General features: G+C 64.7%; 19 protein-coding genes and 1 pseudogene. 19 read left to right on the forward strand and 1 reads right to left on the reverse strand.

The annotated features are described in order from the left end of the window. The first annotated feature begins 114 nt into the window (after positions 1-114). From QCE62_RS23980 to QCE62_RS24030, 11 genes are all read left to right on the forward strand, one after another. Positions 115-1,713, forward strand: coding sequence for an ABC transporter substrate-binding protein (locus tag QCE62_RS23980; protein ID WP_309923898.1), 1,599 nt, complete (start codon positions 115-117; stop codon positions 1,711-1,713). Between the two features lie 11 nt (positions 1,714-1,724). Next, a complete protein-coding gene (locus QCE62_RS23985) occupies positions 1,725-2,705 on the forward strand; it encodes an ABC transporter permease (RefSeq protein WP_309923900.1) in 981 nt (326 codons plus the stop codon). 17 nt (positions 2,706-2,722) lie between these two features. Beyond that, positions 2,723-3,655: an ABC transporter permease gene (locus QCE62_RS23990; RefSeq protein ID WP_309923902.1), complete on the forward strand. Its 933-nt coding sequence runs from the start codon at positions 2,723-2,725 to the stop codon at positions 3,653-3,655. Between the two features lie 12 nt (positions 3,656-3,667). Then, positions 3,668-5,356, forward strand: coding sequence for an ABC transporter ATP-binding protein (locus QCE62_RS23995; RefSeq protein WP_309923904.1), 1,689 nt, complete (start codon positions 3,668-3,670; stop codon positions 5,354-5,356). Positions 5,357-5,394: 38 nt separating this feature from the next. Continuing rightward, complete coding sequence (locus tag QCE62_RS24000) at positions 5,395-6,606, forward strand: acyl-CoA dehydrogenase family protein (RefSeq protein ID WP_309923907.1); 1,212 nt, start codon at positions 5,395-5,397, stop codon at positions 6,604-6,606. A 34-nt stretch (positions 6,607-6,640) separates the two neighbouring features. Beyond that, positions 6,641-7,984 (forward strand): LLM class flavin-dependent oxidoreductase, encoded by a 1,344-nt coding sequence (locus QCE62_RS24005; protein WP_309923910.1) that lies wholly within the window; start codon positions 6,641-6,643, stop codon positions 7,982-7,984. Between the two features lie 112 nt (positions 7,985-8,096). Beyond that, complete coding sequence (locus QCE62_RS24010; protein ID WP_309923913.1) at positions 8,097-8,357, forward strand: hypothetical protein; 261 nt, start codon at positions 8,097-8,099, stop codon at positions 8,355-8,357. 119 nt (positions 8,358-8,476) lie between these two features. After that, positions 8,477-9,451 (forward strand): sulfonate ABC transporter substrate-binding protein, encoded by a 975-nt coding sequence (locus QCE62_RS24015; RefSeq protein ID WP_309923917.1) that lies wholly within the window; start codon positions 8,477-8,479, stop codon positions 9,449-9,451. Positions 9,452-9,508: 57 nt separating this feature from the next. Beyond that, on the forward strand, positions 9,509-10,657 hold the full coding sequence (gene ssuD, locus QCE62_RS24020) for an FMNH2-dependent alkanesulfonate monooxygenase (protein WP_309923919.1): 1,149 nt from the start codon (positions 9,509-9,511) through the stop codon (positions 10,655-10,657). Between the two features lie 7 nt (positions 10,658-10,664). After that, on the forward strand, positions 10,665-11,450 hold the full coding sequence (gene ssuC / locus QCE62_RS24025; protein ID WP_309923922.1) for an aliphatic sulfonate ABC transporter permease SsuC: 786 nt from the start codon (positions 10,665-10,667) through the stop codon (positions 11,448-11,450). 59 nt (positions 11,451-11,509) lie between these two features. Beyond that, positions 11,510-12,253, forward strand: a complete 744-nt coding sequence (locus QCE62_RS24030; RefSeq protein WP_309925269.1) for an ATP-binding cassette domain-containing protein — start codon at positions 11,510-11,512, stop codon at positions 12,251-12,253. A 39-nt stretch (positions 12,254-12,292) separates the two neighbouring features. On the opposite strand, the gene QCE62_RS24035 is transcribed toward QCE62_RS24030, so the two are convergent. After that, entirely contained in the window at positions 12,293-12,931 is a 639-nt protein-coding gene (locus tag QCE62_RS24035) for an NAD(P)H-dependent oxidoreductase (protein WP_309923925.1), read from the reverse strand. A gap of 227 nt (positions 12,932-13,158) precedes the next feature. On the opposite strand from QCE62_RS24035, the gene QCE62_RS24040 reads away from it, so the two are divergent. From QCE62_RS24040 to QCE62_RS24075, 8 genes and pseudogenes are all read left to right on the forward strand, one after another. Continuing rightward, positions 13,159-13,752 (forward strand): nitroreductase family protein, encoded by a 594-nt coding sequence (locus QCE62_RS24040; RefSeq protein WP_309923928.1) that lies wholly within the window; start codon positions 13,159-13,161, stop codon positions 13,750-13,752. 82 nt (positions 13,753-13,834) lie between these two features. Continuing rightward, positions 13,835-14,533, forward strand: a pseudogene (locus tag QCE62_RS24045) (GNAT family N-acetyltransferase); the annotation flags it as partial. Positions 14,534-14,720: 187 nt separating this feature from the next. After that, positions 14,721-16,073, forward strand: coding sequence for an LLM class flavin-dependent oxidoreductase (locus QCE62_RS24050; RefSeq protein ID WP_309923930.1), 1,353 nt, complete (start codon positions 14,721-14,723; stop codon positions 16,071-16,073). A 149-nt stretch (positions 16,074-16,222) separates the two neighbouring features. Further along, on the forward strand, positions 16,223-17,230 hold the full coding sequence (gene deoC / locus QCE62_RS24055; protein ID WP_309923932.1) for a deoxyribose-phosphate aldolase: 1,008 nt from the start codon (positions 16,223-16,225) through the stop codon (positions 17,228-17,230). A gap of 27 nt (positions 17,231-17,257) precedes the next feature. Further along, a complete protein-coding gene (locus QCE62_RS24060; protein WP_309923934.1) occupies positions 17,258-19,648 on the forward strand; it encodes an aldehyde dehydrogenase family protein in 2,391 nt (796 codons plus the stop codon). 66 nt (positions 19,649-19,714) lie between these two features. Then, positions 19,715-20,197, forward strand: a complete 483-nt coding sequence (locus QCE62_RS24065) for an RbsD/FucU family protein (protein WP_309925271.1) — start codon at positions 19,715-19,717, stop codon at positions 20,195-20,197. Further along, positions 20,194-21,126 carry a ribokinase gene (gene rbsK / locus QCE62_RS24070; protein WP_309923937.1) on the forward strand — a complete coding sequence of 311 codons (933 nt, stop codon included), beginning with the start codon at positions 20,194-20,196 and terminating at the stop codon, positions 21,124-21,126. Before QCE62_RS24065 ends, rbsK begins: the two co-directional genes overlap by 4 nt. Next, positions 21,123-22,163: an ABC transporter permease gene (locus QCE62_RS24075; RefSeq protein WP_309923940.1), complete on the forward strand. Its 1,041-nt coding sequence runs from the start codon at positions 21,123-21,125 to the stop codon at positions 22,161-22,163. The genes rbsK and QCE62_RS24075 overlap by 4 nt, the downstream gene beginning before the upstream one ends. Positions 22,164-22,169: the final 6 nt, after the last annotated feature.

Consider the following 22,169-nt stretch of genomic DNA (forward strand, 5'->3'; position numbering starts at 1 on the left):
ATATGCGGAACGCTTGGTTCTCTTGCATGCGATGCCGTTCTATCGTGAGCGGCGCGGCAACATCATGCCGCGTCATATCCGAACGACCACGGCACACAAGAGGAACGGCAGCACATGGCAGGTTTCAATCGGCGGGAATTCCTGGTTTCATCGGGCGCGGCGCTCGCGTCCGCAAGCCTGTCTTCACTGACTTTCGCACAGGGCGCGGCGCCGAAGCGGGGCGGCACGCTCAACATGCTGATCAATCCCGAGCCGCCCGTGCTCGTCTCGATCTTCCAGACCACGGGACCCGCGCTCGTCGCCAGCTCGAAGGTGCTGGAAGGGCTGCTCGCCTATGACTTCGATCTCAAGCCGCAGCCGCAACTCGCTACCGCCTGGAAGGTCAGCCCGGACGGCCTCAGGTACACGTTCACGCTGCGGCAGAACGTCAAGTGGCACGATGGACAGCCTTTCACTTCAGCTGACGTCGCGTTTTCCATCGACCTGCTGAAGTCGATTCATCCACGCGGCCGCAGCACCTTTGCGAACGTCGTGCAGGTCACGACGCCGGACGCGCGCACTGCTGTCATCGAATTGTCGAAGCCCGCGCCTTATCTGCTGAAGGCGCTTTCGGCAGGCGAGTCGCCGATAGTCCCCAAGCATCTCTATGCCGCGGGCGATCCGTTGTCGAACCCGCATAACAATGCGCCTGTCGGCACCGGCCCGTTCCGCTTCAAGTCGTGGACGCGTGGTGCGAACATCGTGTACGAACGCAATCCGGACTACTGGGACGCAGGCAAGCCGTATATCGACGCACTCGTCTTCAAGGTCGTGCCCGATGCCGCCGCGCGTTCGGCCGCGTTCGAAACCGGCGCGCTTGATCTCGGCGGAGAGAACCCCGTGCCGTTGTCGGACTTGCCGCGTCTCACGCAATTGCCGCAACTCGCGGTGGAGACGCGTGGCTATCGCTTCCTCGAGCCGCTCTCGGAGATTGATTTCAATCTCGATCATCCGGTCCTGAAGGATCTGCGGGTGCGTCAGGCTATCGCGCATGCAGTGAATCCCCAGATCGTGCAGAAGACGATTGCGTACGGTTATGCCGATGTCTCGCCCACACCCATCACGCCTGCTTCGCCGTATCACGATGCAAAGCTTGCACCGTATGCATTCGATACAGCGAATGCGGAGAAGCTGCTGGATGCGGCCGGTTATCCGCGCAAGAACGGCGGTCCGCGCTTCCAGCTGACGCACGACTATCTTCCCTATGGCGACATGTATCGGCGTCAGGCCGACTATGTGAAGTCCGCGCTGGCGCGCGTGGGCATCGAGGTCACGGTGCGCTCGCAGGATCTGCCGTCGTTCCTCAAACGCGTGTATGCGGACCGTCAGTTCGACTTCACGAGCATCGGCGTGAATACGTTGTTCGATCCGAGTGTGGGCGTGCAGCGTTTGTACTGGTCGAAGAACATTCGTCCGGGCGTGCCATTCTCCAATGCGCCGCACTACAACAACGCGCAGGTGGATAGCCTGCTCGAAGCGGCGTCGATTGAAACCGACGAGAGCAAGCGCATTGCGTTGTATCAGCAATTCCAGCAGATCGTGTATCGCGATCTGCCGATTCTCAATCTCGTCGCGCCGCGAATGGTCACGCTCGCGAATCGCCGCGTACGCAATCACACGGTGTCCGCGCAAGGCCTGGAAGGCAATCTCGCCGATGTGTGGCTGGCTGCATGAGGAGCGATGCGATGAACCGACGCAGCCGTTTCGCCGCCATAGCGAGACGCACGGCATGGCAGGCGCTGCCGACGATGCTCGCCATCGTGATCGCCAACTTCTTCCTGCTGAAGCTGATGCCCGGCGACGCCGCCGATGTACTGGCAGGCGAGTCCGGCTCCGCCACGCTGGAAACGGTGCAGGCCTTGCGCGCGAAGTTCGGCCTGGACCAGCCGGTGCTGCATCAGCTCGGTGCGTACCTCGGGCATCTTGCGCACGGCAGCCTCGGCTATTCGCCGCGCTATGACGCGCCAGTCATGCAGCTGATTCTGTCGCGCCTTCCCAGCACATTGATCCTGATGGGCACGGCGCTCGCGCTGGCCATCGTTGCAGGGATCGTGCTGGGCGCGGTCATGGCGCACTGGGCCGGCAAGTGGCCGGACCGCGTGCTCTCGGTGCTCGCGCTGCTGCTGTATTCGACGCCGGGCTTCTGGATCGGGCTGCTGGCCATCGTCCTGTTCTCGGTGCATCTCGGCTGGCTGCCGAGCGGCGGCGATGTGACGGTGGGCGCAAACCTGCATGGCTTCGCCCATCTCGCCGATCTTGCCCGGCATGTGCTGCTGCCGGCCGCGACGCTCGGCTCCTTCTTCGTCGCCATCTACGCACGGCTGACCCGCAGCGCGATGCTCGAAGTCACGCGCCAGGACTTCGTTCGCACCGCACATGCAAAGGGGCTGCATCCTTTGCGCGTGACGGTGCGCCATGTGCTGCGCAACGCCCTCATGCCGCTCACGACGATGGTTGGCATTCACTTCGGGACGCTGCTGGGCGGAGCGGCCGTGACGGAGACGGTGTTCAGCTGGCCGGGCCTTGGCCGGCTCGCGCTCGATGCCGTCATGGCCCGCGACTTCAGCGTGTTGCTCGGCGTGCTGCTGCTGTCCTCGTTGCTGGTGATCGTCGCGAACGTCGTGGTCGATCTGCTTCAGGCGTGGCTCGATCCACGCATCGCTTGACTCACTCATTCTCACGCATGGCTACTCCTTCACCTCATTCCGCCTGGCGACGCCAGCTCGCGGGCGCGTTGTTCGGCTCGCGCCGTGCACAGCAGGCGCCGTCTTCGCATGGCTCGCGCGGTGCATGGCATGCGCTGCTGCGCAATCCTTCCGCGCTTGCGGGCCTTGCGCTGCTGGCCGCCTTCATCGCACTTGCGCTCGGCGCCCCGCATTTCTTTCCTGGCGATCCGCTCGACATGGTTGCAGCGCCTTTCGAATGGCCGGGCGCTGATCCGCTTTACCGCCTCGGGACCGATTCGCTCGGCCGCGATGTGGCGGCGGGCGTCGCGCACGGTGCGCGCGTGTCCTTGCTGATCGGTGCATCGGCGGCGGCGATCGGACTCGTGATCGGCACGCTGGTGGGCGCGATAGGCGGCTTCTTCGGCGGGCTGACCGATGACGTGCTCGTGCGCGTCACCGAATTGTTCCAGACGGTGCCTTCGTTCCTGCTGGTGATCGTGATCGTCGCGATCGGCAATCCGGGCGTGACGGTCATCGCGCTGGCAATTGGTATTGCCTCGTGGCCGACGGTCGCGCGGATCGTGCGCGCCGAGTTCCGTACCTTGCGACAGAGCGATTTCGTCCTCGCCGCGCGCAGTCAGGGCTTCAGTCATACGCGCATCATATTCGGGGAAATATTGCCTAACGCATTACCTCCGGTGATCGTGACTGCATCGGTGATGGTGGCGAGCGCGATCCTGATCGAATCGTCGCTGTCGTTTCTCGGCATGGGCGATCCGAACGTGGTGACGTGGGGCGGCATGATCGGCGCGGGCCGCGATTCGCTGCGCACCGCGTGGTATCTCACCGCGATTCCCGGCGCCGCGATCGTGCTGGCCGTGCTCGCGCTGAACCTGCTCGGCGACGGTCTCAACGACGCACTCAATCCGCGCATGCGGCCGCTTTCCTGACGAGGTGAAGGCTTGACTCAACTTCTTGAAGTGCGCGGTTTGCACGTGGATTTCGGCGCGCATCGCGCGGTGCGCGGCATCGATCTGGATATCGCGGCCGGCGAGACGCTGGCGCTCGTCGGTGAATCGGGCTGCGGCAAGTCGGCTACGGCGCTCTCGCTGATGCGGCTACTGCCCGCGCCGGGGCGGGTGACCGGAAGCGTGCGTTTCGACGGACGCGACGTGCTCGCATTGAAGCCGCGCGACATGCGTGCACTGCGTGGGCGCGACATCTCGATGATCTTCCAGGAGCCGATGACCTCGCTGAATCCGGTGTTGCCGGTCGGCGCGCAGATTGTCGAAACCTTGCGGCAGCATGAATCGCTGTCGAAGCAGGCAGCGCAGCGGCGCGCAGTGGAATTGCTCGATCTCGTGCATGTGCCCGAGCCGCAGCGGCGCGTAGCGGATTATCCGCATGAACTGTCGGGCGGGCAGCGGCAACGCGTGATGATTGCGATGGCCGTGGCATGCCGTCCGCGTCTCCTGATCGCCGATGAACCGACCACCGCGCTCGACGTCACCATCCAGGCACGCATCCTCGAACTGCTCGACGAATTGCGCCGCGAACTGTCGATGTCGCTGCTGCTCATTACGCACGATCTCGGCGTCGTTGCGCAGCATGCGGACCGTGTCGCCGTGATGCTTGCCGGCGAGAAAGTGGAGGAAGGGCCGGTGGAACAGTTGTTCACGCGGCCGCAGCATGCTTATACGCGCGGGCTGCTGGGAGCGTCGCTGAACCTGTCGAACGAGGTTCACTACCGCGAATGGAAGCTGCCGGAGATCCGGCACGCGGCTTCCGCCGACGGCAAGGCGGCCTTCAACGTGACGCCTCTGGCGCGCGTGAACACGCCTCAGGAAAAGCAGGACGAAGGCGAACCCTTGTTGTCGGTAAGCGGCCTGACCGTCGACTATGCGCATCGCCACGGCAAGGGCATGGCGCGCGCGGTGGACGGTGTGTCGTTCGACATCGGACGCGGAGAGACCGTGGGTCTGGTCGGCGAATCGGGGTGCGGGAAATCCACGCTCTCGAAAGCGATCATGCGCCTCGTGCCGGCTTCGGGCGGCGCGATCCGCCTGCGCGGCACGGACCTCGCGCCGCTCGACGAACGCGCGTTGCGGCCGCATCGGCGCCACGTGCAGATGGTGTTCCAGGATCCGTATGCGTCGCTGAATCCGCGCCGCACGGTGGGCGCGATCCTGGAGACGGTGCTGGCGGTGAACGGCGTCGGCGATGCCCGTGCGCGCCGTGCGCGTGCCGCCGCAATGCTCGATCGCGTCGGTCTGCCCAGTACGGCGCTCGCGCGCTATCCGCACGAATTTTCGGGCGGCCAGCGGCAACGCATCGGCATTGCGCGCGCGCTCATCCTCGAACCCGCGCTGCTGATCTGCGATGAACCGGTTTCCGCGCTCGATGTCTCGATCCAGGCGCAGATTCTCAATCTGCTGGTGGAGCTGAAGCGCGATCTGGGTCTGGCCTATCTTTTCATCTCGCACGATCTTTCGGTGGTCCGGTATATCGCCGACCGCGTGCATGTGATGCATGGCGGACGCATTGTCGAGAGCGGCCATCACCGCGAAATCTGGCGCTCGCCCCGGCATGCCTATACGCGCACGCTGCTCGACGCCGTGCCGGCCCTCCAATTCGACGCGCAGGCCGCCTGACGGCCGGCCGCGCGCCAATCAAAAAACTGGAATGAACCATGTCACAAGACTCTCAAGCCCGCAACGCATTGCATGACGCACTCGCCGCGTTGCCCGCGCTCGCGGAAGCCATCGGTGCGGACGCCGCCGCACGGGAAGTGCGTCGCGATCTGCCGTTCGAGGCGTTCGCCCTGTTTCGCCGCTCCGGCCTCGGCAAGTTGCGCCTGCCGGTGGAGTGGGGCGGGCTCGGCGGCTCGCTCGAAGATGTTTTCCACGTGATCTCCACGCTCGCCGCGCACGAGAGCAATGTGGCGCATGCGCTGCGCATCCATTTCGACCAGACCGAAGCGTTGTTGTTGTCGCCGCGTACGCCGTTCAACGAAGTGCAGATCCGGCGCGTGGCCGAGGGCGCGATATTCGGCGGCGCTTCGACCGAAGCCGGCACTTCGCGTCCCGGTGAGATCACTACGCAACTGCGTCGCGAGGGTAATCAATATCGCCTGAGCGGCCGAAAATATTATTCGACGGGCACGGCGTTCTCGGACTACGCGCGGCTCAATGTGCAGGACGAGCACGGCGAGTCGGTCAGCGCGATCGTGCCGGTGCAGCGCGAAGGCCTGCGCGTCCTCGACGACTGGGACGGCATGGGGCAGCGCATGACCGCCAGCGGCAGCCTGGAGTTCGACAATCTCGTCGTCCATGAGGACGAAGTCGCGCCGCGCGTGCAATCGACGCTCGTCGGACGCCACGGCAGCGCGCTGCGGCAACTGCATCTGGTGTCGGTCGCGGCGGGCATCGTGCGCAATGTCGTCGCCGACGCGAAGCGCTATGTGCTGAAGCACGGGCGTCCCGTGCTGCACAGCGCGGCGCCGACTGCGCGCGAGGACGGGTTCATCCAGCAGGTCGTCGGCGAGCTTTCGGCGCACAGTCACGCTATCGATGCGCTGATCGCCGAGAACGCGCGCGTGCTGGACCGGACGGCACGCGCCATCCGCAACGGGGCCGCCGATGCCGAAGCGCTCGTGCTGGCAGGCTCGCTCGCAACGGCGCGCACGCAGATCGTCGTCAGCAAGCTCGCGCTGCAAGCCGCGGAGCGACTGTTCGAGGCGGGCGGCGCGTCGGCGACTTCGCGCGCGCACAACTTCGACCGGCACTGGCGCAATCTGCGCACGATCTTCAGCCATAACCCGCTGTTGCATAAAGCGCGGGTGCTGGGCGACTACGAATTGAACGGCGTGACCACGCATCTGACCGAAGGCCGCGTTTTCTGAACCGGACGTTCCGAATTTTTCTGGAGTTTCATTCATGAGCGCTGCCGCTCCGCGCCAGTTGCATCTGAACATCAACGCGCTGCATTCCGGTTTTGTGCCGTCGGCATGGCGTCTCGCCGATGCCGATCCCGCCGCGTTCATCGACGTGAACCACTATGTGCGGCTGGCGCAGATCGCGGAACGCGCGTGCCTCGACGCCATCTTTCTCGCCGATAACGCCGCGATCGCCGACCAGCTCGACATGCGGCCGATCACTGCGCTCGAACCGACGCTGCTGTTGACCAGCGTGGCGGCGGCGACCGAGCATCTGGGGCTCATCGCGACCGCATCGACGAGTTATAACGAGCCGTACAACCTCGCGCGCCGTTTCGCGACGCTCGATCTCATCAGCGGCGGACGCGCGGGCTGGAACATCGTGACGACGGCGGACTTGCCGTCCGCGCGCAATTTCGGCCTTGACGCCGTGCCCGATCATGCACAGCGCTATGCACGCGCCGACGAGTTCGCGACGCTCGTGAAGACGCTGTGGAACAGCTGGGAGGATGACGCGCTGATCGCGGACAAGGCCAGTGGCCGCTTCGTCGACCTCGCGCGCGTGCATCCGGCGGCGCATCGTGGCCGCTTCTTCAGTGTGCAAGGGGCGCTCAACCTGCCGCGCTCCGCGCAGGGCCATCCGGTGCTGGTGCAGGCGGGCGCATCCGGCGATGGCCGCGAACTTGCGGCCCGTCATGCGGAAGCGGTCTTTTCGGCTTCGCAATCGTTCGATGAATCGCGCGCGTATCGCGAGGATCTGAACCTGCGCGCGGCGCGTCATGGGCGTGGACCGGACGCCGTGAAGGTGCTCGCGGGCCTGACCACGATCATCGGCGGGACCGAAGCCGAGGCGCTGCGCCGGCGCGATGAACTCGTCGACCTGATTCCGTGGCGCTACAGCCTGAACCGTCTGGCGGGCACGCTCGGCGTGCCGGCCGATAGTCTGTCGCTGGACCAGCGTTTGCCCGACGACCTTCCGCCGCCGAATAACGGCAACGGCAATCACACTTTTTTCAACGCGACACTCGCCCAGGCACGCACGCACGGCTATACGGTGCGCGAACTGGTGCGCGCGCTCGCGGGCGGCGGCGGGCATCGTGTGATCGTCGGCACGCCGGAGCAGATCGCGGACGACATCGCCCACTGGTTCGAACAGGGCGCCGCCGACGGCTTCAACCTGATGCCCGATGCGCTGCCGGGCGGACTCGAAGCATTCACGGAAGGCGTGGTGCCGATCCTGCAAAAGCGCGGCATCTTCCGCCGCGCGTATGAAGGCAAGACGTTGCGCAGTCATCTTGGGCTGAGTGTGCCCGAGGGGCGCCGTGCGGCGGAGAAGGCTGCCTGAAGCGGTCCGTGCTCGAAATCGGGGCGCTGGAATGCATTGCAGAAAAGTTTGTTTGCCGGAATTTTTGCAACGGTCTAGATTCGAGGCATTCACGCTACGCAGGAGCGCAGCCATGCAGCACATCCTGACTCGTTACTGGCAAACCCTGTCGACTTCCGTACGGGAGAGGCGCGATCGCAGCCGGATGCGCGCATTTCAGCGCGTGCGCCAGGACTGTGCGTGCGGAACAGCCTCCGGCAAGACACAGCATGACGAACCGCCGAGCCGCACCGAGCGGCTGGAAACCATCGCGCTGTACGCGCGCGCGGGCTACTTCAACATGGGCTATACGGTGGACGTGTTCCAGTCGCCCGCCGATCTTCCGCCGGAGTGATGCCGTTTTTCTGAATTGATTATGACGATTGCTCGCTTAGCGATGGCTGGACCCGTTGCTAAGATCGATGAACCCAGACGGCATCACCGATGTCATCGTTCATCGCCAGAGGAATCCTCATGTTCGTTCCGGAAAATGTGTCGCGCCGCCGTGCGCTCGTCAGGCTCGCCGCACTGGGCGCGGGTATGACGGGGGTCTTCACCGCCGGCGGCGCGAGTGCCGCTGACACGTCAAAGACCTTGCGTATCGGCTATCAGAAATATGGCAACTTCGTCGTCTTGAAGGCGCGCGGCACGCTCGACAAGCGTCTCGCGGCGCAGGGCGTCACGGTGCAATGGCTCGAGTTTCCAGCCGGGCCGCAATTGCTGGAAGGCCTCAATGCCGGCGCGGTCGATATCGGCACGGTAGGTGAGACGCCGCCCATCTTTGCGCAGGCGGCGGGCATGGATTTTGTCTATATCGCCAATGAACCGCCCGCGCCCAGGGCGGAGGCCATCGTCGTGCCGCAGCAGTCGCCGCTACGCTCGGTTGCGGACCTGCGCGGCAAGAAAGTGGCCTTGAACAAGGGGTCGAACGTTCACTATCTGCTGGTCGAGGCGCTGAAGAAGGCGGGGCTCGCCTATGCGGATATCCAACCCGTCTATCTCGCCCCCGCCGATGCACGCGCGGCCTTCGTTCAGGGAAGCATCGACGCATGGGTCATCTGGGATCCGTATCTGGCCGCCGTCGAGAAACAGGCGCATGCGCGGCAGCTCGTCGATGGCACGAACCTCGTCAGCAACGTGCAGTACTACCTCGCGACGCGCAGGATCGCGAGCACGCAAGCGCCACTCGTGCATGCGGTGCTCGATGAACTCGATCAGGTCGATCGCTGGGCGCGCGACAACGTGCCTGCGGTCGCGGCGCAACTGTCGCCGCTCGTGGGTCTCGATGCGGACATTCTCGAAACCGCGCTCAGACGCACGGCATACGGCGTGCAGCCGGTCACGAATGCCACGCTCGCGTATCAGCAGCGGATCGCGGATGTGTTCACGAATCTCAAGCTGATTCCGAAACAGCTCGACGTGAGCGCGGCGCGCTGGAACGTCGCCTGATGCGCTGACGCGCCTGCATCGATTTAAAAACGAGACGCTTACGCAAGGTTTATCGCAATGAATGTTTTCTGGTTCATCCCCACGCACGGCGACAGCCGCTATCTCGGCACCACGCAAGGCGCGCGCGCGGCGGACTACGACTATTTCAGGCAGATCGCAACCGCCGCCGATACGCTCGGCTATGAAGGCGTGCTGCTGCCCACCGGACGTTCCTGCGAGGATGCGTGGGTGGTGGCGTCGAGCCTGATTCCGGCGACGAGGCGTCTCAAGTTTCTCGTCGCGATACGTCCGGGCCTGAGTTCGCCGGGCCTGTCGGCGCGCATGGCAGCCACGTTCGACCGGCTCTCCAACGGCCGCCTGCTGATCAACGTGGTTACGGGCGGCGATCCGTCCGAGCTCGCGGGCGACGGCGTTTTCTACGACCACGATACGCGCTACGAACTCACCGATGAATTCCTGAGCATCTGGCGCGGCCTTCTGGAAAGCGCGCACGAGAACGGCAGCTTCGACTTCGAAGGCAAGCATCTGCGCTCGCAGGGCGGCAAGGTGCTGTATCCGCCGGTGCAGAAGGCACATCCGCCGCTGTGGTTCGGCGGGTCCTCGCCGGCCGCGCACGAGATCGCCGCAAAGCATGTCGATACCTATCTGACATGGGGCGAGCCGCCTGCCGAAGTCGGGAAAAAAATCACCGACATTCGCCGCCGCGCCGCCGCAGCAGGCCGCGAGATCAGGTTCGGGATCCGGTTGCATGTGATCGTCCGCGAGACGGAGCAGGAGGCGCGGGCGGACGCGGAGCGCCTGATCAGCAAGCTCGACGATGAAACCATCCGCCGTGCGCAGGCTTCGTTCGCAAAGATGGACTCGGAAGGCCAGCGGCGCATGGCCGCGCTGCACGGCGGAAACCGCGAAGCGCTCGAGGTGTATCCGCACCTGTGGGCGGGCGTGGGCCTGGTGCGAGGCGGCGCGGGCACGGCGCTCGTCGGAAATCCGGAACAAGTGGGCGGTTTGATGAAGCAATATTCGGAACTCGGCATCGACACTTTTATCCTGTCCGGTTATCCGCATCTCGAAGAGTCATATCGTTTCGCCGAACTCGTGTTCCCGCTGCTGCCGCGCGGCCAGAAGGCCACACCCACGGGTCCGTTGTCGGGGCCCTTCGGCGAAGTGATCGGCACCTCGGAACTGCCGCGTGCGGCGCAGGGCTGAACGCGCGATGGAAATCGGAAAAAACATCACCCGACATCTGTTGCCATGGGCCGTGCCCGTGCTGATCCTGATTGCCTGGGAAGGCGCGGCACGCAGCGGCGGGCTGTCGGTGCGCGTGTTGCCCGAACCGCTAGCGGTCGTGAAGGCGGCATGGACCCTGATCCTGTCCGGCGATCTGTGGGCCAACGTCAAGGTCAGTGCATGGCGGGCGCTCGCCGGTTTTGCGATGGGCGGCTCGGCTGGCTTCGTGCTCGGGCTGGCAACGGGTCTCAGCAGACCTGCGGAGATCGCGCTCGACTCGACCGTGCAGATGATCCGCAACATTCCCGCGCTCGCGTTGATTCCTCTGCTGATCCTGTGGTTCGGCATCGGCGAGGAAGCCAAGCTCGTGCTCGTTGCGCTGGGCGTGTTCTTTCCGGTCTACGTCAACACGTATCACGGCATCCGCTCGGTGGATCGTGATCTGATCGAAATGGCGAAGAGTTACGGGCTCTCCGGCGGGCCGCTGTACTGGCATGTGATCCTGCCCGGCGCATTGCCTTCGATTCTCGTCGGCGTGCGCTTCGCGCTGGGACTCATGTGGGTCATGCTGATTGTCGCGGAGACCATCTCGGCGCAATCGGGCATCGGCTACATGACGATGAACGCGCGCGAGTTCCTGCAAACCGATGTCGTGCTGGTCGGCATCCTGCTGTATGCGCTGCTCGGCAAGCTGGCGGACATGGCGGCTCGCCTGATCGAGCGCGCGACGCTGCGCTGGCATCCGTCCTGGCAGAACGAGGTGCGATCATGAGTTCAGTGAAACCGGCCGCCGGTCGGCAAGCTGACCCGCTCGGGCCAACGCCGACGCGGATGTCGCCGGTTGCGCGGCTGCCGGTCGGGCGCGACATTGCGGTCGCCCTGCGCGGCGTAGGCAAGCACTTCGGCGAACGGCGGGTACTGCATGACCTGGACCTGTCGATCGAACGAGGCAGCTTCGTCTCGATCGTCGGGCGCAGCGGTTGCGGCAAGTCCACGTTGCTGCGTCTGATCGCGGGACTGGAAGACAGCTCGACTGGCGACGTGCAACGCCACGCCGCGACGCCCGGCGACACGCTCGGCGTCCGCATCATGTTTCAGGACGCGCGGCTATTACCGTGGAAAAGCGTGCTCGACAACGTGATGCTCGGCCTGCCGCGCAGCGCACGCGAGGACGCCCGCGCGACGCTCGCCGAAGTGGGTTTGAATGGGCGCGAATGCGACTGGCCCTCGCGTCTCTCAGGCGGACAGAAGCAACGGGTGGCGCTTGCGCGGGCGCTGATGCATCGGCCGGATCTGCTGTTGCTCGACGAACCGCTCGGCGCGCTGGACGCGTTGACGCGCATCGAGATGCAGGACCTGATCGAGCGGCTGTGGCGTGAACATGGCTTCACCGCGTTGCTGGTGACGCATGACGTGCAGGAGGCGGTGTCGCTGGGAGACCGGGTCGTGTTGATCGAAGAGGGGCACATCACGCTGGATACGGAAGTGGCCCTGTCGCGGCCGCGCAGTCGCACGGCCGAACGGTTTGCCGAACTGGAGGAAGCGGTGCTGTCGCGCGTATTGCGCCGGACGTGATGACGAGTCGAGACAGGAGGCTGTCTCGACTCGCCTGAGTCAGCCTTGCACGATGCTCGCTTCGCGTTCCACCGCGTGATACGCATCGCTGTCATGTGCGCCGAAGGCCAGCGCGAAGCTCGCTGCCTGTCGGCCCACGGTGCGCAACTGCTCGACCACTTTCGGGTCCGAGCACGTATCCGCCGTGTCGAAGCGCGTTTCTAGCGTATTGACGGTGGCACCAAAGGGCGTGGGCCAGCCGCGCAACGCATGGACGATGGAACGCAGCGAGGTCAGCACCGTGCCCGCGGCCTGCCATCCATACGCTGTGACGATGCAGCCGACGGCGCGGCCGTCGAGATACGGACGTTCATCGCTGCGCAATTCCTCGAGGGTGTCGAGTGCATTCTTCACCAGCCCCGAGACGCCGCCGTGATAGCCGGGTGTGGCGATGACGAGGGCGTCGGCGCTGCGGACAGCCTCGATCAGTTCATGCTGCTCGTCGGTGAGCTGGCGTGTTTCCGGCGAGTAGTGCGGCAGGCCATGCAGGAAGGCGCCGCCGAACAGTTGCACGCGCGCGCCGGCTTCCTGTGCGCCCTTTAATGACAAGGCGAGCGCGCGCTCCGTGGACGAAGCCGGACGTGTCGTGCCGCCGATTCCAACCACGAACGGGCGGCGCGCTGAGTGTTGTCGAGTCAAGATCGATGCTCCAGATGAACGGGCGGTCCGCCACGCAGCGCATGACAGTCCCGCGGATCATTCATGATAACCAGTGGCTCCTCGCACAGGAACGCATGATTTTCGCTAAGGTTATGCATCGAACGTTTCATTCCGTTTTTTATCTACTTGAGACGCTTTGCTTGGGCAATGCAAAATTTCGGGCAGGGCGCTTGAATTTTTTAACGTAACTTTCTCATTTACAGGCCATGACGGATCGACCCGCACAAACCGACCTTCCCATCCATTCCCTGCTTGCCGAACGCTGGAGTCCGCGCGCCTATTCCGACAAGGCTGTCGCCCATGAGCAGGTTCTCGCGCTCCTCGAAGCGGCGCGCTGGGCGCCCTCGGCGTTCAATGCGCAGCCCTGGCGCTTCGTCGTGTTCGAGAAAGCGGTGGATCCGAACGCTTTCACACGCGCCTTTACCACGCTGATTCCGTTCAACCAGACGTGGAATGCGCCGGCTCAGGTGTTGATCGCCGTGCTGGCAGATACGCTGACTTCCAAGGGCACTGTGAACGCGACTGCGAGCTACGACGCCGGCGCCGCCGCCATGGCGCTGCTGCTGCAGGCCCATGCGCTTCGACTCGCGGCGCACCCGATGAGCGGTTTCGATGCTCCGGCCTTTCAACAAGCCTTCGATATTCCCGAGCGCTACGTGCCGCTCAGCATGATTTCGGTCGCGCATCACGGTGACGCCCAGGCGCTTCCCGCCCAGCTTGCGGAGCGCGAAGCCGCGCCGCGTGCCCGCCTGCCGCTCGAAAAGATCGCGCATTTCGGCGGCTGGCCGGGCGATGCCTGAACCCGGCGGGCGCTAGGTCCATGGCGGGGTTTGCGGTACCGTAGCGTATCGAGACCCTCTCACGGCCAGGAGCGCCCGACGTATGACGAGAACCAACGAACATCAGCAGCCCATCGGCGATGCGGTGAATGACTGGACCCCGCGCGAGCGGCCGGCCCGCATCGTCATTGAAGGGAAGCATTGCCGTCTCGAGCCGCTCGACGTGGACCGTCACGGCGCCGATCTCCTCGACGCCTATGGCCGCGCACAGGACGGACGCGACTGGACCTATCTGTTTGCGGGGCCTTTCACGGATGCCGACGCCTTTCGCGACTATCTGACGAAGGCCGCGGCCTCCACCGATCCGCTGCACTACAGCGTCATCGATCTTTCGAGCGGCAAGGCGGTCGGCACACTCGCGCTGATGCGCATCGAGCCTGTGCATGGTGTCATCGAAGTGGGCAGCGTGACCTTTTCGCCGCTGCTCAAGCAGACGCGCATCTCGACCGAAGCGCAATATCTGCTGATGCGTTATGCCTTCGATGACCTCGGCTACCGCCGCTATGAATGGAAGTGCGACAGCCTGAACGCGCCTTCGCGCAAGACCGCGCTGCGGCTGGGCTTTGAATTCGAAGGTATCTTCAGGCAAGCGATTGTCTATCGCGGCCGCAATCGCGATACCGCGTGGTACGCGATCATCGACCGTGACTGGCCGCGCGTGCGCCGTGGTTTCGAACGCTGGCTGGCGGACGATAACTTCGACGCAGACGGCAAGCAGCGCGCGTCGCTTGCGCAGTTGCGGGAGCATTGATTTCGGCGCGGCGTGCAATGCATTTCAGGCGCCGCGCGCTGAGCTATGCAGTTTTGCTTCGTTTGAAGGCCCTTTGCCGGGCTTGAGAATCGGGGAGCGTGACGCGGCCTGCCGTCAGGGCCGCCGTTCCGATCCATCAGGCTCTCAAGCAAGTTCTCAAGCGAAGGACGATCCCAGCATGACTCGACGAAGCGGGCATCTGCATCTTGGCGCATTCCTCTATCCCACCGGTCATCACATCGCGGCATGGCGCCACCCTCGGGCGGTGGCTGATGCAGGCAGCAACTTCGCGCACTACGCGCAACTTGCGCAGGCGGCCGAGGCCGCGAAATTCGATCTCGTGTTTCTCGCCGATGGCTCCGGCACGCGGGGCGACGACACACCGTTCCTCAGCCGCACGGCGCACAGCTACGTAGCCCAGTTCGAGCCACTTACGCTGCTTTCGGCGCTGGCAGCCGTGACGCAACGCATCGGGCTGGTCGGCACCGCGTCGACGTCGTTCAACGAGCCGTATCACATCGCACGCAAGTTCGCGTCGCTCGATCACATCAGCGGCGGACGGGCCGGATGGAATCTCGTGACGTCGTCGAGCGAACATGAAGCGCGCAATTTCGGTCATGACGAACACTTGCAGCATGCGCACCGTTACGAACGCGCCGCGGAATTCGCGGACGTCGTCGCGGGGCTGTGGGACACCTGGGACGAGGATGCCTTCCCACGCGACAAGGCCTCCGGCATCTTCTTCGATCCTGCGAAGCGCCGCGTGCTGAATCATCGCGGCGCGTTCTTCAAGGTGCGTGGACCCTTGAACGTCGCGCGCGCGCCGCAGGGACATCCGGTGCTCGTGCAGGCGGGATCGTCGGAGGCGGGCAGGACGCTGGCGGCGCGCACGGCCGAGGTCGTTTTCACGGCGCAGCAGACACTCGAAGATGCGGTCGCGTTCTATGCGGACGTGAAGGGCCGCATGGCGCACTATGGCCGGCATCCGGATTCGCTCAGGATCATGCCGGGCGTCATGCCGATCGTCGGGCGCACGGAAGCGGAAGCGCAAGAGAAGTTCGAGGAACTGCAGGCGCTCATCGATCCTGTCGTCGGCCTCGCGATGGTCTCCACGCTGACGGGCGGTGTCGATCTCTCGTCGTTCCCCCTCGACGGTCCCATCCCCGAGTTGCCTGAAACCAATGCCAGCAAGAGCCGTCAGTCCCTGATGATCGAACTTGCGCGCCGCGAGAATCTGACGATTCGCGAACTCTATCGCCGCATTGCGGGGGCGCGCGGACATTGGCAACTCGTCGGGACCGCCGCGCAGATTGCCGACGAACTGGAACAGCGCTTTCAGCATTTCGGCGCCGATGGCTTCAACGTCATGCCGGCGCTGCTGCCAGGTTCCCTGCACGATTTCATCGAAGGGGTGTTGCCGGAACTGCGACGACGCGGACTGTTCCGCAGCGAGTACGAAGGAACCACCCTGCGCGATCATCTCGGCCTGGCGAAACCGCGCGTTGCACAAAAAAACGGAATCGCAGCCTGATTTTTTCTGCATCGGCACCACGGCACGCCTAATCGACTGGAGCGCCTCCGAACTTTCCCTATGTTACGATCGTAACAAAGTTGATATAAACTGAGATCAATCTATCAAAACATGTTGTGCGTCGCACAAGACGCCGGCACACCGATCTCATGCTGGAAACTGCATCGAAGTCCATCGTCGCGTGGCCTGGAAAGGTTCAGGACCACGCTGGCACACGCAATCCCGGCGTGCCGTTCGACCTGGCGTGGCTGGACGGGCTGCGCGTCAATCAGTCAGCGGTGTCCCGCCGCGCGTCCACCCTCGGTACGCGGCGCGCGGTCAAGAAGGACGCGCAGGCGGCCTGGCTGCTGAAGGCCATCACCTGCATCGACCTGACGACGCTCAACGGCGACGACACCCACGGCCGCGTTAAACGCCTGTGCGCGAAGGCGCGCCGGCCGTTGCGCGACGACCTGCTCGACGCGCTCGGCATGCCGCCTGCGTCGATCACGACCGGCGCCGTCTGTGTCTATCACCGCTATGTGAAGACCGCCGTGGACGCGCTGCAAGGCAGCGGCATTCCGGTGGCCGCGGTGTCGACCGGTTTTCCCGCCGGCCTCAATCCGCATGAATTGAAGCTGCGCGAGATCGAGGCTTCGGTCGCCGACGGCGCAGCGGAGATCGATATCGTCGTCACGCGCGAGCACGTTCTGACAGGAAACTGGAAGGCGCTCTACGACGAGATGCGCGACTTCCGCGCCGCCTGCGGCCCGGCGCACGTCAAGGCAATTCTCGCGACGGGCGACATCCGCACGCTCTCGAATGTCGCCAAGGCGTCCATGATCTGCATGATGGCCGGCGCCGACTTCATCAAGACCTCGACGGGCAAGGAAGGCGTGAACGCCACGCTCGACGTGTCGCTCGTCATGGTGCGCATGATCCGCGACTATCTGGCGCGCACCGGCGTCCTGATCGGCTTCAAGCCGGCGGGCGGCGTCTCGACGGCCAAGTCGGTGCTCGAGTATCAGATCCTGATGAAAGAAGAACTCGGACGCGAGTGGCTCGAACCCGACCTGTTCCGCATCGGCGCATCGAGTCTGCTGGCCGATATCGAACGCCAGCTCGAACATCACGTGAGCGGACGCTATTCGGCGTTCAATCGTCATCCCGTCGCCTGATCCGCACGACTTCACATTCCAAGCCTCATGAGCGTTGCCGACTATTTCTCCTCGATGGACTACGGACCCGCACCGGAAGACGATCGCGCCGCGCGCGCCTGGCTCGATCAACATGAAGGGCGCTTCGGTCACTTCATCAACGGCGCCTGGCGCGACAGCGATGCCGCCGAGCGTTTCGATTCACGCGAACCCGCCACGGGCCACGTGCTCGCATCGGTCGCGCAGGGCGAGCAGGCCGATATCGATGCCGCCGTACAGGCCGCGCTTGCGGCGCTTGAAGGCTGGCAGGCCATCGGCGGCGCCGGGCGCGCGCGTCATCTGTATGCGCTTTCGCGCATGGTGCAGCGGCATGCGCGCCTCTTTGCGGTGCTCGAATCGCTCGATAACGGCAAGCCGATCCGCGAGTCCCGCGACATCGATATCCCCCTTGTAGCAAGGCATTTTCTGCATCATGCGGGATGGGCCCAGTTGCAGGACAAGGAGTTCCCGGACTGGGCGCCGCTCGGCGTGGTCGGCCAGATCGTGCCGTGGAATTTTCCGCTGCTGATGCTGGCATGGAAGATCGCACCCGCGCTCGCGCTCGGCAACACGGTCGTCCTGAAGCCGGCCGAGTTCACCTCGCTCACCGCGTTGTTGTTCGCCGAACTCGCGCACCGCGCGGGCTTGCCAAAGGGCGTGCTCAATGTCGTCACCGGCGACGGCCGCACCGGCGCCGCGCTCGTCGAACATCAGCGGGTCGCGAAGATCGCGTTCACCGGATCGACCGAAGTGGGCCGCCTGATTCGCGCGAGCACGGCGGGCTCGGGCAAGTCCCTGACGCTCGAACTCGGCGGCAAGTCGCCATTCATCGTCTTCGATGACGCCGACCTCGACAGCGCCGTCGAAGGCGTCGTCGATGCCATCTGGTTCAATCAGGGACAAGTGTGCTGCGCCGGTTCGCGCCTGCTCGTGCAGGAAGGCATCGAGGCGCTCTTCGTCGAGAAGCTCAAGCGCCGCATGGACACGCTGCGCGTTGGGCCGTCGCTGGACAAGGGCATCGACATGGGCGCGGTCGTCGACGACATCCAGCTCGAACGCATCCGCGCACTGGTCGCGCAGGGTGCGAGCGAAGGCTGCGAGATCCATCAGTCGACGCGTGTCGGCGTGCCGGAAGGCGGCGCGTTCTTTCCGCCGACGCTGGTTACCAAGGTCTCGCCTGCCTCGACGCTCGCACAGGAAGAAATCTTCGGTCCCGTCCTCGTGACGATGAGCTTCCGCACGCCGGAAGAAGCCGTCGCACTCGCAAACAACACGCGCTACGGGCTTGCCGCGAGCGTGTGGAGCGAGAACATCAGCCGCGCGCTGGATGTCGCGCCGCGCCTGCAATGCGGCGTCGTGTGGATCAACGCGACCAACCTCTTCGACGCGGCCGTGGGCTTCGGCGGCTATCGCGAGTCGGGCTTCGGCCGCGAGGGCGGACGCGAGGGCATCTACGAATATCTGAAGCCGCGCGCCTGGGCGAAGCTCCCGTTACGCAGCGAAGGCAAGGCCGCGCCGGCCGAGCCGGATTCATTGACCGATGTGGGCAACGTCAGCGCGCTCGATCGCACGGCGAAGCTCTTCATCGGCGGCAAGCAGGCGCGTCCGGACAGCGGCTATTCGCGCCTCGTGCGCGCGCCTTCGGGCGAGATCGTCGGCGAAGTGGGCGAGGGCAATCGCAAGGACATTCGCAACGCCGTGGCGGCCGCGCGCGGCATGACCAAGTGGACGTCGGCGAGCGCGCACAATCGCGCGCAAGTGCTGTACTACCTCGCGGAGAACCTGAGCGCGCGCGCCGATGAATTCGCACGGCAACTGGTGCAGCGCGCCGGCGCCAGCGAACGGGATGCGAAGCGCGAAGTGGAAGCATCGATCACGCGCTTCTTCACGTACGCCGCATGGACCGACAAGTTCGACGGCGCGGTGCATGCGCCGCCGCTGCATGGCGTGGCGCTGGCAATGCATGAAGCGATGGGCGTGATCGGCGTGGTGTGTCCGGACGAGGCGCCTTTGCTGGGCTTCGTGTCGCTCGTCGCGCCTGCGCTGGCACTCGGCAATCGCGTGGTGGCGGTGCCCAGTGAGACGTGTCCGCTGATGGCCACGGACTTCTATCAGGTCGTCGAGACTTCGGATGTGCCGGGCGGCGCGCTCAACATCGTCACCGGCGATGCGCGCTCGCTGGCGCAGACGCTCGCGCAGCATGATGACGTCGATGCGCTCTGGTGCTTTCATGGCGCCGCGCTCTCGGCGCTTGCCGAGCGTGAATCGGTGGGCAACCTGAAGCGCACCTTCGTCGATCAGGGCCGTGTGTTCGACTGGCACGATGCTGCAAGCGAAGGCCTGCCGTTCCTGCGCCAGGCCGTGCAAGTGAAGAACATCTGGGTGCCGTACGGAGACTGATCAAGGAATTGACCGGGCGCAGATCTCGACAAGACAGGAGACGCGCCCATGCATGGAGGAGACGCTGTGCTGAAGAACATCGATCCGCTCTTGAACGCCGATATCCTGCACGCGCTCGCCGCGATGGGTCACGGCGACGAAGTGGTGATCTGCGACGCTCATTTTCCCGCCGATTCCGTTGCGCGCAAGACCGCGCTCGGACGCGTGCTGCGCATGGACGGCGCGAGTGCGCCGCGTGCGGTGCGCGCGGTGCTGTCGGTATTGCCGCTCGATACTTTTGTCGATGACCCCGCGGGCCGCATGGAAGTGGTCGGCGACGCCGCCACGCTTCCGGCCGTACAGCGCGAGGCACAACGCGAAGTGGACGACGCCGAAGGCCGTGCGTTGCCGTTCGCATCCGTCGAGCGTTTCGCTTTTTATGAACGTGCCAGACAGGCTTTTTGTGTGATCGCGACGGGCGAAGCGCGCGGTTATGGCTGCTTCATCTTCAAGAAGGGCGTGCTGCTTGCACCCGATGTACCCGAAGCTTCGAACGGAGGCGCGCGATGAAGAGCGTCGTCATTCTCGGCATCTACGTGACGGACCTCGCGTTTCGTGCACAGCGCATGCCCTTGCTCGGCGAGACCGTCGCGGGCTCCGCGTTCAAGATGGGGCCCGGCGGCAAGGGCTCAAATCAGGCGGTGGCCGCCGCGCGCGCAGGTGCGGACGTGATCTTCTGCACGCGCATCGGCGCGGATGCATTCGGTGACATCGCGCAGGCCACCTGGGCCGCCGAAGGCATCACGTCGCGGGCCACGGTCATGCAGGATGCCGCCACGGGCGCCGCGCACATCTACGTCGATGAAAACACCGGCGGCAACGCGATCATCGTGGCAGCGGGCGCTGCGGGCACGCTCGTGCCCGAGGACGTGGAAGCTATCGAAGCAGACATCGCGGGCGCGGGCGTGTTCGTCACGCAACTGGAACAGCCGATTCCGGCCGCACGACGCGGGCTGGAACTCGCGCGCAAGCATGGCGTGATCACCGTGTTCAACCCGGCCCCGGCGCTGCCGCTGACCGACGACATCTATCCGCTGTGCGACTACATCACGCCGAACGAGACCGAAGCGGCGGCATTGACGGGAGTCGAAATCACGTCGGTCGATGACGCGCGGCGTGCCGCCGACGTGCTGCTCGACAAGGGCGCGCGTGCCGTGATTGTGACGCTGGGTGAAGCGGGCGCGCTGCTGCATACGGCGCAGGAATCGACGCTCGTGCCGGCCTTCAACTGTGGCCGCGTGGTGGAAACAGCGGGCGCGGGCGATGGCTTCACCGGCGGCTTCGCGGCAGCGCTCGCACGCGGCGACAGTCCGCTCGATGCAGTGCGTTTCGGTTGCGCGCTTGCGAGCCTTTCGGTCACGCGGCCGGGCACGGCGCCATCGATGCCGCGTCTCGACGAAATCACCGCGGTGCTCGAGCAAAGGAGCGTCACGCAATGAAAGGTGCGAAGTGGCTCGCTGACCGCCAGTTCAATTTCCTGATCGGCGTGAACATCCTGGTGGTGCTGGTGGCCACAGCGATGTCGCACGGTCAGTTTCTCGACATCGACAATCTTCAGTCGATGGGCGGACAACTGCCCGAGCTCGGCCTGCTCGCGCTCGGCATCATGCTCTCGATGGTCTCGGGCAACGGCGGCATCGACCTGTCGGGTGTGGGACTCGCGAATCTCTCGGGCATGGTCGCGGCGCTGTTGCTGCCGCACATGGTCTCCGCCGATGATTCCCCCGCGCTCTATACCGGCGTGTTCGTATGCATTGTCGTCGTCATGGGCTTGCTTGGCGGCCTGTTGAACGGCGTGGTAATCGCAAAGCTCAGGCTCACGCCGATTCTCTGCACGCTCGGCACGCAACTGCTGTTCACGGGCATTGCGGTGGTGCTGAGCAACGGGGCATCGGTGCGGGTCGAATACGTCGATCCGTTGTCGAATATCGGCAACGGCACCTTCCTGCAAGTGCCCATCGCGCTGTGGATCTTCATCGCGGCCGTGCTGGTGCTCGGCTGGGTCCTGAAGCGCACGCCTTTCGGCCTGCGTCTGTACCTGATGGGCACGAACCCGAAAGCCGCGTTCTATGCGGGCATTCCGCGCGCGCGCATGCTGATTGTCACGTATGGATTGTGCGGCGTGCTCGCTTCGCTTGCGGGACTGATCAGCGCGACGCATACGTCCAGCGCCAAGTGGGATTACGGCAACTCATATCTGCTTATCGCGATCCTGATCGCCGTGATGGGCGGCGTGAATCCGGCGGGCGGTTATGGGCGCATCGTCTGTGTGTTCCTTGCGGCGACCGTGCTGCAATTCCTGTCGAGTCTGTTCAACCTGCTCGGCGTATCGCAGTTTTTCGGCGATTGCGCATGGGGCTTTCTGCTGCTCGCATCGCTCGCCTTCGCAGGCGGTGAACGCGTGCGCGCGATCTTCGGCATCGGCGGGGCTGCACCCAAAAGCAAAGTGCCGCCGCCTGCATCGACCGGACGTTAGTGTTGC

Source organism: Caballeronia sp. LZ033 (assembly GCF_031451265.1).
GTDB lineage: Bacteria > Pseudomonadota > Gammaproteobacteria > Burkholderiales > Burkholderiaceae > Caballeronia.